This window comes from Neobacillus dielmonensis (genome assembly GCF_000612665.1).
Lineage (GTDB): Bacteria > Bacillota > Bacilli > Bacillales > Cytobacillaceae > Neobacillus > Neobacillus dielmonensis.
This window is the reverse complement of the sequence record NZ_HG942081.1, coordinates 63,838-77,626: the sequence shown is the minus strand read 5'-3', so window position 1 is coordinate 77,626 and position 13,789 is coordinate 63,838. Positions and strand designations below refer to the sequence as shown.

At 40.8% G+C, this 13,789-nt stretch carries 11 protein-coding genes; 1 reads left to right on the top strand and 10 read right to left on the bottom strand.

Features of this window, described 5'->3' with window-relative positions:
- Positions 1–96: 96 nt before the first annotated feature.
- The 10 genes from BN2425_RS19995 to BN2425_RS19950 form a co-directional block, all read right to left on the bottom strand.
- Complete coding sequence (locus tag BN2425_RS19995; protein WP_042463255.1) at positions 97–1,530, bottom strand: MDR family MFS transporter; 1,434 nt, start codon at positions 1,528–1,530, stop codon at positions 97–99.
- A gap of 206 nt (positions 1,531–1,736) precedes the next feature.
- The gene (locus BN2425_RS19990; RefSeq protein ID WP_042463253.1) at positions 1,737–2,717 is read right to left on the bottom strand and encodes an aldo/keto reductase; all 981 of its coding nucleotides are present in this window, start codon (positions 2,715–2,717) and stop codon (positions 1,737–1,739) included.
- A 249-nt stretch (positions 2,718–2,966) separates the two neighbouring features.
- Complete coding sequence (locus BN2425_RS19985; RefSeq protein WP_042463251.1) at positions 2,967–3,737, bottom strand: TatD family hydrolase; 771 nt, start codon at positions 3,735–3,737, stop codon at positions 2,967–2,969.
- Between the two features lie 120 nt (positions 3,738–3,857).
- On the bottom strand, positions 3,858–5,042 hold the full coding sequence (locus BN2425_RS19980; protein WP_042463249.1) for a hypothetical protein: 1,185 nt from the start codon (positions 5,040–5,042) through the stop codon (positions 3,858–3,860).
- 171 nt (positions 5,043–5,213) lie between these two features.
- Complete coding sequence (gene glnA, locus BN2425_RS19975) at positions 5,214–6,578, bottom strand: type I glutamate--ammonia ligase (RefSeq protein ID WP_042463246.1); 1,365 nt, start codon at positions 6,576–6,578, stop codon at positions 5,214–5,216.
- Positions 6,579–6,831: 253 nt separating this feature from the next.
- A complete protein-coding gene (locus BN2425_RS19970; RefSeq protein WP_042463244.1) occupies positions 6,832–8,559 on the bottom strand; it encodes a glycine betaine ABC transporter substrate-binding protein in 1,728 nt (575 codons plus the stop codon).
- Position 8,560: 1 nt separating this feature from the next.
- The gene (locus tag BN2425_RS19965) at positions 8,561–9,766 is read right to left on the bottom strand and encodes a quaternary amine ABC transporter ATP-binding protein (RefSeq protein ID WP_042463243.1); all 1,206 of its coding nucleotides are present in this window, start codon (positions 9,764–9,766) and stop codon (positions 8,561–8,563) included.
- Positions 9,767–9,914: 148 nt separating this feature from the next.
- On the bottom strand, positions 9,915–10,310 hold the full coding sequence (locus BN2425_RS19960; RefSeq protein WP_042463241.1) for a YkvA family protein: 396 nt from the start codon (positions 10,308–10,310) through the stop codon (positions 9,915–9,917).
- A gap of 142 nt (positions 10,311–10,452) precedes the next feature.
- A complete protein-coding gene (locus BN2425_RS19955) occupies positions 10,453–11,424 on the bottom strand; it encodes an alpha/beta hydrolase (protein ID WP_042463239.1) in 972 nt (323 codons plus the stop codon).
- Between the two features lie 154 nt (positions 11,425–11,578).
- The gene (locus BN2425_RS19950; RefSeq protein WP_042463236.1) at positions 11,579–12,781 is read right to left on the bottom strand and encodes a nitrate/nitrite transporter; all 1,203 of its coding nucleotides are present in this window, start codon (positions 12,779–12,781) and stop codon (positions 11,579–11,581) included.
- A gap of 218 nt (positions 12,782–12,999) precedes the next feature.
- Between BN2425_RS19950 and BN2425_RS19945 the strand changes: the two genes are divergently transcribed.
- Entirely contained in the window at positions 13,000–13,698 is a 699-nt protein-coding gene (locus tag BN2425_RS19945; RefSeq protein WP_042463234.1) for a Crp/Fnr family transcriptional regulator, read from the top strand.
- Positions 13,699–13,789: the final 91 nt, after the last annotated feature.

Here is a 13,789-nt window from a genome sequence, read left to right as displayed (position 1 = left end):
ATATTAACGCGGTTAACTGTTAAAGTAATTAGATGTAATAAGAGGCTGCCGAAGGGTTTTTCGACAGCCTGAGCCGCCATGCTGGCGGCATATTTTCTATTGTTGAACCTGCTTTTGCTGTTCTAATACCTTCTTATGTGATGGTAAGAAGAGGATCGCAATGAGATTGGCTATTCCGATGAAAAATACCAAAATAAATACAAGATGCATCCCTTGAGATAGTACTAAAGGACTAACGCCACCAGCATGTTCTTTTCCATATGTGATAATTGTATTGTTAAAAATGGTTCCAAAAACCGCAATTCCAACCGTTTGGCCAATTGACCGGGTAAACGTGTTGGAAGCCGTTGCTGCCCCTCTCATTTGCCAGCCAACTGCCGATTGGACAAGAACAGTAGTCGGAGTTGTGGCATACCCCATACCAAGACCGATTACAATCATAATCCCGACAAAATACAAATACGGCGAATTCAGTTCCAAGGCCAATAACCAAGTGGCTCCGAGAGCAATGAAAATCACTCCTAGCACGGCAGTCAGTTTAGAACCAATTTTGTACATATAACGTCCGGCAAATGTTGCACCCAGCGGCCATGCAATTGACATGGGCATTAACGTAAATCCTGAACTTGTGGCACTGTGGCCGAGAATGGATTGAATCCACATCGGCAAATAGACGTTAACCGCAATCACGACAGCACTCGATAGAAAACTTACGATATTGGAAACCAAAATCACTGGGATCCGGAACAATGAAGGCGGAAGCATTGGCTCCTCTGCTTTTGATTCTATGTATCCAAATAACACAATAAAGATTATGGCAATTGCTATTAGCATATAGATAGGAGCAGAATTCCAATCATACTTCTGCCCTTCCCCCGCATTTAACAATGCATATAGCAGGGAAGAAATCCCAATAGTAAAGGCCGCGGCCCCAAGATAATCAATTTTAGGCTTCTGCTTCTGATGAAGTGTTTCATGGAAAAAGACGGTGATTAAAATGAGTGAGACAATTCCAATCGGCAGGTTAATAAAGAAAATCCAGCGCCAGCTTACTTGGTCAACAAAAAAGCCGCCCATTAATGGACCAAGTAGTCCCGCTATTCCCCATACGGAACTAAATACTCCTTGCATTTTTGCCCGCTGTTCGCCCGGAAAAAGGTCACCAATGATGGTAAAGGTCAGCGGCATCACTGCACCAGCACCAATTCCTTGGATCGCACGGAACCAAATTAATTGGTGCATCGTTTGTGCAGCGCCTGATAGCATGGATCCGAGCACAAACAAAATGACACCGGTAATAAAAACTTTCTTACGCCCGAAAAGATCAGCCAATTTCCCATAAATCGGGGTGGTTACGGACGTGGTAAGCGTATAAATGGCAAAGACCCAACTGATTAAGTTTAGCCCACTAAGGTCACTGACGATTTTCGGTGTGGCCGTACTGACAACCGTAACATCAATCGCCACTAAAAGTATGGCGACAAGCATAGCAACAGTTACCATTTTACGGTTTGTTGTTTTCTGTGACATGTTTCTTCTCCTTAAAAAATAGTAATGATTGCTTATTCTTTTTTGAGTCCTCCTATTTTTGTTATCTCCTTTTCCTTTCCTAAATATTAATTGAAGAACCATGCAAGTAATAGTAAGCGGGGAGATTTCCGCTTGTCAAGAAATCTAAACCTTGGCACTCCCAGGATATAATAAAGCCCAGATTCATCTGAATCTGGGCCGGGTGCTTAAATTTGTTTTGAGATTTGATCAATTTCATTCATTTGTTTTTTTGTTAATTCAAAGGTTAGTGCGCCAATATTCTCTTCAGCATGGTGCCGTTTAGAAGCACCTGGAATCGCTACAACCGTTTCCCCGTGGAAATGAATCAGCCAGTTTAAAGCAATTTGGCTTGCGGAAACCTCATACTCAGCGGCCAATCTTTCCAAAACATCAATCAACGGTTTCGTTTTCGCTAAGCCGGCTGGTTTGAATTGAGACATATACTTTCTAGGACCCGAAAGGTTTTTCAGCAAATCAGGATTTTCGTGGAATTTGCCCGATAAAATGCCCTGTTCTAGTGGAGAGTAGGCTATAATCGTGATTCCTAGCTCTTTAGCTGCCTTCATTACCCCATTTGTTTCAATTCGTCGGTCAAGCAGGCTGTATTTCACCTGATTGGAGACCATTGGATAGCCGTGCCTTTTCAGGATTTCATAAGCTTCTCTCATTTTTGATTCATTAAAATTGCTAACACCAGCGGACCGGATTTTCTTTTCTGTCAACAGGACTGCCATCGCATCCATTTCCGACTTAACACTAGAAAAAGAAAAAGGCTGATGAATTTGGTATAAATCAATTTTCCTTCCTTTTAAAAACTGAAGCCGGTTATCGATGGTCTTGGTGATGGAAGATGAAGTCCGCATAGCAGGCCACCATTTAGTTGCAATTAGGGCATCTTTTGACTTTTCACCCAGCGCATTCAAGGCATTCGCCAAGGCTTCCTCCGATTTGCCTTTCCCGTAGACTTCTGCTGTATCAAACCAATTGATTCCACCTTCAAGACTAAGTCTAACAATCTCAGTCATCTCTTCTTCCTTTAAACTCGGCCAGTACCGTCCAACCATTCCGTTGCCGCTGCTGAATTGCCAAGTACCCAAACCTAACGGAGAGATTTCTATATCTGAATTTCCTAATTTTCTCAAAGAAACTTTTGTTGCTGTCCCCACAGCAAACACCTCATTCCATTTCGTACTCCGATAAATTGTAACGGAATTCTATATTTAAAGAATAACAGTTCGTTAAACAATATGCAGAACATAATGTGACAAGAATGAGAATATCGCCTTTTTACATAAAATTAATCGTTCCTAGTTTTGTTGTTGACCTTTGAATTTTTTAACAGTTGAAATAAATTCATTGTCATATTCAAAATAACTATTGGTCCTTTTCACATATTTCTTCATGATTTAAAACCTTTAAATCATATAAAAGCCCTTGGTGTTATGTAAAAGCCTTTTTGAAACTTCTGTTTCTGAAAGACTTTTTATTTTTGCAATAGTTGCAATGGACTCCCTCATCATGATCGGTTGAGTCCTTTTTCCAATAAACGGACCTTCAAACGGCCAAGGACCGTCTGTTTCAATCATTAATAAATCTAAGGGGTATTGATGCACTATTTTCTGGATTTTGTCCTTATAGACGATTTCTGGTGTAACGGAAATATAGTAGCCATTCTCCAACATTCTGGAAATCGTAGGTTCATCCCCTTTAAACCAGTGGAAATGTGCCTTTGTCACAGAATGCTTTTCTAATAATCGACAGACAAGCGGTGCGTCATCATAGACGGCGTGCAAAACAATCGGCTTATCCCATTCCTTTGCTAATGAAATAAACGTCTCGAGGATTTCGAGATATCGGCCTTTCTGTGAAATAGACACTTTTTGGTCTCGACTTAAGTAGTATGGCAAACCGACTTCTCCTACCGCTATCATATCCGTTTGGTGTCGGTTCATCCAATCAAGCAAATCAGTCATCTCTTGTTCCGATGGCAGGTTCTGTTCTGGATGAAACCCAAATGCAGGCTTTATCTTGGAATATTGCTTTGACAGCTGCAAATTACGCTTGCACGATTCTATGTTATTAGACACCGTGACCAAAGAATCAATCAAGATTGAATTATCTAGTATTAACCTGACTTCTTCGTCCTTGTATTGATCTAAATGAATATGAGCATCAATCATTTTCATATTCTTTTCACCCCTAGGTTGTTATTCCTTCTTTAAATTTTACCACTTCTTCCTGGAATTCGGAGTTTAAACAAAGAAAAACACGGCAATTTCATCGCCGTGTTCCATAGTTCCTCTGGATTATTTTGTATAGAATTTTTTAACTTCCTCCGAAATTTTCTCCGCCGAGCCATATATCTTTTCTACGGCTTCCAAAGTCCGCTTTTGATTGGTTTCCATCTTGTGTTCGAGGCGTTGATCGCTATACTTAAACTTTGATAAGTAGTTTAACATATTCATATATTCCGGCATTCCCTTTGAACTAATGAAATAATGGGAGATTAAGAACCCATCCCGATACAACGACATATCTTGATCGGTCGTACCAAGAGACGCCAATTTATCAATGGTTTTAACTGTTTTTGAATTTTGAGTCGCCATCACAGCCTGGTCTTCTGCCAATTTGGAATCAAATGTAATATTGCCCGTTTCATCCCGAACGATACTGCTTTCAATATACATCCCAAAACCTTCTAGGATGTATGGAGCGGCATTATCATTGGTCATGTCTGCAACCATTTTGTGTGCAAGGCCATTCGCCAAGCTACTAAACATATTATTATTTGGCTGCTCTGTCGTCATTTTAAGTGACTCGCCCTTTTCATTCCATGCTGCTACGCTTATCCAAGGAACCGTAGCTGAAATCTCTTTTACTGATGGGTACATTTTGATTGAAATCTTACTCGGTTTCCAGTTAAATTGCTTTGAGTAAAAGGCAACCAAATCAACAGCATCCTTTAAGGTCTGTTGCGCGGCCTCTTCTTGGCCTTTCATGTAATAGACAGTCAGATTCTTCGCATCGTCAGTAATGGAATCAAACGGCAGATCGTTCAAAACCCACTTATCTTTCACCTTAATCATCTGATAGTTCACTACATTCGTGCTTCCTCCATGCTTTGTGTCACTCATCATCACACCAAAGCTGACTGTTCCGGTTGTATCGTTTTCTGGATGAAAGCTGTATAGTTCCGTTGAAAAGTCGAATCCTTCTTTTTTCCTATAGCTCGCTTCTTCTATCCATCTTTGCTGTTCTTTGTAAAAGAGCTCATTTTCCTTATTTTGATAACTCATAAATAATTCTTTGTCATTTAACGCCACTGCCTTCTTAATTTCCTGCATCGTCCATTCTGGTGTACCCTTTTTTACCGTCTGCTCATTGCTCTCTTTCTTTTTAGGTGTCCCTTTTGTTTGCTCGTTTTCACTGCACCCAGCTAAAAAAACGAATAAAACAAGGAAAATCCACCCCACTTGCCAAAACTTCTTCATCCGTTTCTCCCCCTTTATTTATAAGCAGGAATTCACCCTAATTAGTAATAAATTCCCACTCAATAATATTCGGGAAGAACCATTTATTTCCTTCAAACTTATTAATTTCTATTTAGAAATAAAAAAACAGGGATAGGAATTGCCGGAAGACAACCCATCCCTGCTGGATGCTTAAAACTTAGATTGATAGTTTTCGATTTCCCATGCATGAACTGCTGTACGGTAGCTGTCCCATTCAGCTTTTTTCATGGACACATATTCATTGTATACATGCTCGCCAAGTGTATTAAAAGCAATTTCTCCTGCTTCCAATTCATTTACCGCTTCAGCTAAACTTCCAGGCAGGTTTTCAATGCCTCTGAACGCTCTTTCTTCGTCAGACATATGGAAGATATCATCATTGATTGGTGCTGGTGCTTCCAAACCTTTTTCTATTCCATCCAAACCAGCAGAAGCAATTACCGCAAATGTTAAGTAAGGGTTAGAGGATGGATCTGGACAGCGTAATTCCACACGTGTTGCCAGTCCTTTTTTGGCAGGAATACGGATTAGCGCAGAACGGTTTGAAGCAGACCATGCAATATAAACTGGTGCTTCATAGCCCGGAACAAGACGCTTGTAAGAGTTTACTAGCGGGTTCGTTACTGCTGCAAAGCTCTTGACGTTCACTAGTACACCGGCAATAAATTGGTATGCTTTTTCTGAAAGCTGTAGTGTATCTTCTGGATCAAAGAATGCATTTTCGCTTTCGTTAAACAGAGACATGTTTACGTGCATTCCCGAACCGTTTATACCGAATACCGGCTTAGGCATGAAGGTGGCATGCAAACCAAACTTCTTTGCCACTGTTTTTACGACCCATTTATAAGTTGTAGCTAAGTCTGCTGCGGTTAGGACATCAGCATATTTAAAGTTGATTTCGTGCTGGCCCTCGGCTACTTCGTGGTGAGACGCTTCAATCGTAAAGCCCATTGATTTTAAGGCACGATAGATTTCTAGACGAACACGCTCACCAAGATCGTGCGGTGATGGCTCGAAATAACCAGCTTTATCACTAATTTCCTGTGTTGCGTAGCCGTTGTCATCTGTTTTAAACAAGAAAAATTCCAACTCGGGCCCAACCGAAATGGTATATCCATTATCTGCAGCACGTTTTACTGTTTTCTTTAAAACATTTCTTGTATCTCCTTCAAAAAGCGATCCGTCTGGGTTTGTGACAGAGCATAAGAACCGTCCTTCTGAATATCCCTGTTCAACTGTCCAAGGAAGCACAGCGAAAGTAGTTAAATCCGGCTGAAGGTAAAGGTCAGAGTTATTGATTGGCGAAAATCCTTTAATAGAGGAGCCATCGAACATGATTTTTCCTTCTACTACATCTTCCAACTGTTCGCTCGTAACGGTGACGTGCTTTAAGATTCCTTCAATATCAACAAATTGTAGGTGTAATAATTCGACACTCTTTTCTTTTATGGTTGCTTTAATTTGTTCCAATGCAGCTGCTGTTAAAGCTGTGTTTGAAGTTAGCGTTTCGCCCATGTCACATTTCCTTCCCATCTCATGTTATATTTTATTACATCTATGATAGATAGATTATATTTAATATTTAATAGTTTGACAATCCTTTTTTTGAATATTTTTTGAATATTTACTATTTCACTTGGTAAGCGTTTTCATTTTTAAAGAAAGAATTTACTAAAGAATCCTTAGATTAAGCGTTTATAATTATACATAGGAATGCAGTTTTATCATAAAAAGAAAGACCATCCCCCGAAGGAATGGCCTTTCATGATTACTTCAAATCGTCAATGGAATTGATGTGCATATATTTTGGTACAACCAATCCATTCCTTGTTCCCTGAAGGTTAGGACCTAAATCGACAAGGTCTGCTTTATATTGGTCGTAATATTCTTTATGTGTACTTGGCAGCCAACCCGCTACCATAGCATCAGCGCTACCGTTGGCAATACCAGCAAACATCGGACCAACCTCTACTTGGCTCAATTTCACCTTATACCCATTCTGTTCCATTACCCTTGCAATCACATTGCTGCTGGCGATTTCTGTATCCCAGGCCACATAGACCAGGTTGATGGTTTGTCCGCTGCCCGGTGCCGCTCCCTTGGTCCATCCTGCCACTTTATCGCTATTGGACTTAATCCACTTATCCGCCGCATCCTCAGGTTCGGTACCGTCTTTAATGTCTGACATAACCTTCTCAATGTCCTCCGTATTCCAGGAGAACTGATCGAGTATGGTGTAGGCACCCGGAGCATCTTGTTCCAATCCCTTTCTGACAATGGTATGAATGGCTTCTTCCTTACCATAAGTTTGGTTCGGGTCCTTCAGAAATTTCAAGTCGTAACTGGCAAACATCCAGTGCGGTGCCCACCCGGTTACGATAATTGGCTTTTTTTGATTATAAGCCTTGCTTAATTCGGCCGCCATCGCAGCCGAAGATCCTTCTTGCAGCTCCCAATCATCCAGTTTGTAATCCTTTATCGCCTGACGTGTCTGGGCCATGATGCCTGCTCCAGGCTCAATTCCGATAATCTGATAATCGGTTTCAGCTCCAACACCATTTCCGCCTTTATCCTTTGCTGTCTCCTTCGTCATGGCTGTCACCACTGCTGTCACAACGACCAAGGCGGCTAAAATGATAAAGACAATTTTTTTGTTAATGACCTTTCCATATGCCGGGTTCCGCAAGTTTTGGCTAATTCTATCCAGGATGACGGCTATGAATACAATCGACAACCCCGCTTCAAATCCCCGGCCGACATCAATTTGGCTGACAGCCCGGTATACGTCTGCGCCCAGCCCTGGCGCCCCCACTAATGAAGCGGTAACAACCATAGATAAAGCCAGCATAATACTTTGGTTAACCCCAGCCATAATGGTTGGTGTCGCAATCGGCAATTGAACCTTGAATAATTTTTGGCTGTTGCTCGAACCAAAGGCATCCGCCGCCTCAATTAAATCCTTCGGAACCTCCTGTATCCCCAGATTTGTCATCCGGATCGTTGGTGCGATTGCAAAAATAAACGAAGCGATAATGCCCGGAACCACCCCAATGCCAAAAAATAAGATGGATGGAATTAAATACACAAAGGCCGGCATGGTTTGCATAAAGTCTAATATCGGTGTCACAATCCGATGCACCGTTTTTCTTTGGGCACACCAGATTCCTACAGGTATCCCAACGACAATCGTCAAAAGTCCCGATAATAAAACGATTGCTATTGTTTGGATACTCGAATCCCAGTAGCCAAGATTGTCGATCAAGAGTAAGCTTACTAAAGCAAATATTCCTAATGGCCACCTGCTTGTATAAATGACCAATAAAGTTAAGATGATGATTAATACAATCGGGGGCCCCGCACTTAGTACATCAACGAGGATGTCTAACAAACCTTCAATTGCAGTGGTTAATACGCTAAAAAGTCCGGCAAAGGCGACGGTGACCCATTTGACCAGCTCATCTACCCAATGTCCTAAAGGGATTTTTGGCACGTTCATATTAATCACTCTCCAAATCGTTCAAGGAATCTTTATTTCCGGCCAAGGCCCCAATAACGGCGCCGCGAATGACAACCCCTCTTAATCTGTGTTCTTCATCTATAACAGAGATGGGCAAGCTTGATGTGGCAATTGGATCCATCAGGTCGGCCAGTAAAGTATCTCCGGTAACCGTTGGAATATCAGTTGTCATGACTTCCGCAACCGATTGATTCATAGCTATAGCCTGCCGAGCCTGTTCAGCGGTAATCGCGCCCAATAATTTCCGTTGGCGATCGACGACAAAGATACTGGAGTATCCTTGCTTCCGCATGATTTCCAATGCTACCCGCGGACCTCTGTCCACCCCAACCCTTTCTGCTGGTTTCATTACATGGGAGGCCGTTAGCACCTTTGATAAGTCGACATCCTCAACAAATTTCTCCACGAATTCATTGGCTGGGTTCATGAGGATTTCCTCTGGAGTCCCAAGCTGAATTAAACTTCCATCCCTCATTAAGGCTATCCGATCTCCAATGCGCAACGCTTCATCCAGGTCGTGAGTGATAAAAATGATTGTTTTCTTGTATTTTTCTTGAATCTCCAGTAATTCGTCCTGCATGTCCTTTCGGATTAAGGGATCGAGGGCACTAAAAGCTTCATCCATTAAAATAACGGCAGTATTACTGGCCAGTGCCCGGGCAAGACCGACCCGCTGCTGCATGCCGCCGCTCAACTGCTTGGGCAGTTGGTTCTCATAGCCTTTTAATCCGACGACCTCCAATGCTCTTAATGCTCTTTCCTTCCGTTCTTCGGGCGGGACTTTTTGAATTTCGAGCCCATATTCTGTATTTTCCAGGATGGTTCGGTGAGGAAACAGTGCAAAGTTCTGAAACACCATGCTGATTTTTTTCTGTCTTACCTCCCTTAAGCGTGCGTCACTCATTTTGACGATATCTTCATTTTCAATTAAGATTTCTCCGATTGAGGGCTTTATTAGTCTGTTAAACATGCGGATTAGGGTGGACTTTCCGCTTCCTGAAAGCCCCATTATCACAAAGATTTCACCAGGATAGATAGCAAAGGATACATTCTTCACCCCGACTGTTTGTCCGGTTTCTTTTAAAATTTCCTTTTTGGTTTTACCCTGTTTTAATAATTCAACGGCAGCTCTTGGATTATTGCCAAATATCTTAGAGACACCTTTTACTTCTATGTAGGGATTCATGCTGTCACCTCATTTGATTAATGACCGTATCGTAGCTATTTTTTGCCTATAAACGATTTTCTATGTTACAAAAGTCTCATAAAAGTCAAGAATGGCAAATTTGGTTTTGAATTTGTTATTTGAGCAAAGAAAAAAGCGCTGTACGCGCTTAAGTAGATTCCTCTTGTTCTTTCCAGCTTTTAAATTTTTCAAGGTCCTTCGAAATGGACTTGAGTACAAAACCAATGACTGCAGCATCATCGACTAGACCTAATCCCGCAATAAAATCAGGGACCAAATCGACAGGAGATACAAAGTAAAGAATCCCAGCTATAATCATAATAATGGAACGGGTTGGTATTTCCTTGTATTCCCCTTTAATCCATGCGCGAAATACTTCAAACAGCAGCTGCAGTTTGTCCCATACCTCACTTAATTTACTTTTTTTATCATTCGCTTTATGAATCGCTTGTTTTAACAAGCCATTTGCTTTTTCTTTATCATTCATGTACTCACTGGCTTTTGACTCGTATTTTTTATAGCCATCTTCAAACTTAGAATCCATGTTTATGCCTCTCCTTATATAGATTAGGTGAATCTAATCTTAGTGTATCGTTCATTTATATTATTTTCGGAATGTCTTAAGATAATTAAATCATAAGAAAAGAAAAAAGATGTACAAAAACTGTACACCTTATGTTTGTTCATTATTGTGACCCAAGAGAGCCGTTTAGAAACGCTTTTAGCCGTTTCTGATATTCCTCTTCTGCAATGGTATATGCCTCTGTGTGCCCAGCACCTGGAACAAACCAGATTTCTTTATCATCGGACACAGCCGCCTTGTAGATTTCTTGGGCCATTTCGGTTGGAACCAAATCATCTTGATCACCATGGATGATAAATAATGGCAATTTATTCTTCTTCACGCTGTCGAGTGCCGAAGCTTCTTTAAACGAATATCCAGCTCGAATTTTGGTGATGATACTTGTCACATCCATAATAGGAAAGACCGGAAGATGGTACAAATATTTTAATTGGTGCGACAATTCGGCCATTACCGTCGTATAGCCGCTGTCCTCAATAATTCCTTTTACTTCATCAGGAAGCTTCTCCCCAGATGTCATCAGAACGGTAGCCGCTCCCATCGAAAATCCGTGAAGGAAGATTCTATCTTCTTGCTTTTCTTTTTTTAAAAAATCAACCCAGTCAACATAATCCTTTCGTTCATGCCAGCCGTATCCAATATAGTCTCCCTCACTCATACCATGGCCTCGGGCATCTGGTTTTAAAACATCATATCCCAAGTCGTAATAATACTTAGTAATGCCTTGCATTTGTTCACCGCTGCCCCTATAACCATGGGCTAATATAACCGCCCTGCCATTTGAGTTTGGATTTTTTAGAAAACGTGCTTTTAAAGTCAATCCATCAAAAGATTTTATTTGGACAATTTCAAACTTCTGCTGGTTGGTCCATTTTAAAAGTTCAGCAATTTTTGTTTGCCGTTCCGGAGTTTGTTTTAAACTTGCTACTGCCTTACTGCTCCCGCCGCCATGCAATGCTGGTGCATCTGCACTTCGCTTGATGGCGACATTATAAAAATAATTACCGCCAATCCCTAGCCCAATTGTTATGAACAAAACAACCACAATCCCTATTATTATGAGTTTTCTTTTCACGGTGTTTCCCCTTGTCTACAATCTAACGTTAAAAAACTTGTTTAATAGAGAAATAGAATATCATATGGGGTATTTTCTCGCAACCACTCTGTCGGCTTCGGAAGTATAAAGAACGGCGTACGCATCCCGTACGCCGTTCTAGTTTTTCGTTCCTTTACTCTACAAGCATGATGGTTTTATCTGTATTTTTCACACCACGATTTGAAACGGTCAGTCGTTCCTGAAAATACATCCAAATGACAAGAATTAAACAGGCGCTGGCCACTTGTGAAAGTGCCATAAATCCAATTGCATAATGCCCAGTTAAATTATATAAGAAGGTAAGCATGAGTGGCGGGAAAAATCCGCCTAACCCTCCCATGGCAGACACGATTCCATTAGCAATACCGGCCTGTTTGGAAAAATACAACGGCAGCAATTTGAAAATTGCACCATTTCCAACGCCCGCAAATATCGCAACAGTTAAACACCCTACCGAATACAACGATAGCGTTGGATTAAACGCAAGCAATATACCTGATAATGTAAGTCCTGTAAACACCACCATCAGAATTTTAAAAGTGTTATATTTGTCCCCTAGCCAGCCGCCAATGGGACGAAATACGGTGGCTAGAACAATAAACCCGGCCGTTCTCATTCCAGCATCGATTTTAGTCAAACCAAACTGCGCGACAAGAAAGTTTGGCAAGTAAACAGTAAACGCCACAAACGACCCAAAGGTTAAGAAATAAAATAAACTTAAAAACCAAAGTTTTTGATTCTTATACACGCTTCTAATTTGTTGGGACAAAGGCGTTACCACTTTCGGTTCATTTCTATCGCCTAATAAAAAGTTTAATAAAGAAACGGCCAATACAAGAATGAGATAAAACTGCACCGTTGTCTTCCAACCCAACTGCGTGGCAATAACTGGTGCAGCAAATGTTGTAATAGCCGTACCAACATTACCTGCACCATAGATTCCATTGATAAAACCATGACGCTCTTTTGGGTAGTACTTAGGCAACGAGGTTACTCCTACAGAAAATACAGCGCCGCTTATCCCTAAAAACAGGCCGCCAATAACTAAATCGGTTAGGGAATTTGCCTGGCTGATATAGAAAATAGGAAATAGCAACAGCATGAAACTGATTGAAAACAGTTTACGGGCACCAAACCGGTTGGTCCAATAGCCGATCGGAATTCTAAGCACAGAACCCAAAATGACTGGTATTGCAGTTACTAAGGTTAATTGGTTACTGGTTAAATAAATTTCTTCTTTAATGAATGGCATTAATGAGGATAGAATGACCCAGACCATAAATCCGGCAATCAAACTAAATGTTTGCAATGGCAATTGTAAGGCTTTGTTTTTCATATAAACCAACTCCTCTTTTTTCAAGGTTCAAGTAAGTTTCTCAAGCTATCTATTTGCTTTAGTAACATCGTAAAAAATGGACTGTCTTCTAGGATGTGAAGTACTTCACACCAAAGATATAGTTCACAAACTGTTCATAATTACCCTTGAAATAAACAAAAAACACTTTATCAGTGTGATAAACTTTAATCCATGACCGAATGTCAAGGAGGAGTTTTATGCCTGGCACACTAAAACCGACCAAGTCGATTGAAATCAGAGAATTATTACATATAGCCGATCGAACCATGAAGGTGGAAAAAGGACAATATCTTTTTCAAGAAGGACAAGATGCCGGAGAATTATTTTTAATCGTCTCGGGAAAGATTCAGATCAGTAAGCTTAGTCCTGAAGGGCGTGAACTTTCCTTACGGATTTGCAGCGAGAATGAAATTTGCGGTGAATTAACCTTGTTTACCCAATCACCTAAATACCTGCTGAGTGCCTTAATGCTTGAGGATGGGGAAATAGCGGTCGTTCGTAAAGAAACAATTGAACAGAAACTGTTCGAGGATAGTGCATTAGCCTTTGAATTCATTAAATGGTTGAGTGACCATCTAAGAAAGACGCAAATGAAGTTTCGCGATTTAATTTTATACGGCAAAAAAGGAGCTCTATATTCTACTTTAATTCGAATGACAAACAGTTACGGGATTGAAAAGACAGATGGCATCCTAATCAATCTTTCTTTGACCAACCAAGAACTAGCAAATTTTTGTGGAACAACAAGAGAAAGCATTAACCACTTGCTTAAGGACTTAAAACATGATGGATTAATCTCAATTTATAAAAAGAAAATTACCGTTCATAATCTTCAATATCTGAGACAGCAAATCGGCTGTGAAAATTGCCCGGTTGTTTTCTGTAGTATTGAATAAAAGCTGACTAATTAGTCAGCTCAGGCTGTCGAAAAACCCTTCGGCAGCCTCTTATTACATCTAATTACTTTAACAGTTCACCGCGTTAATA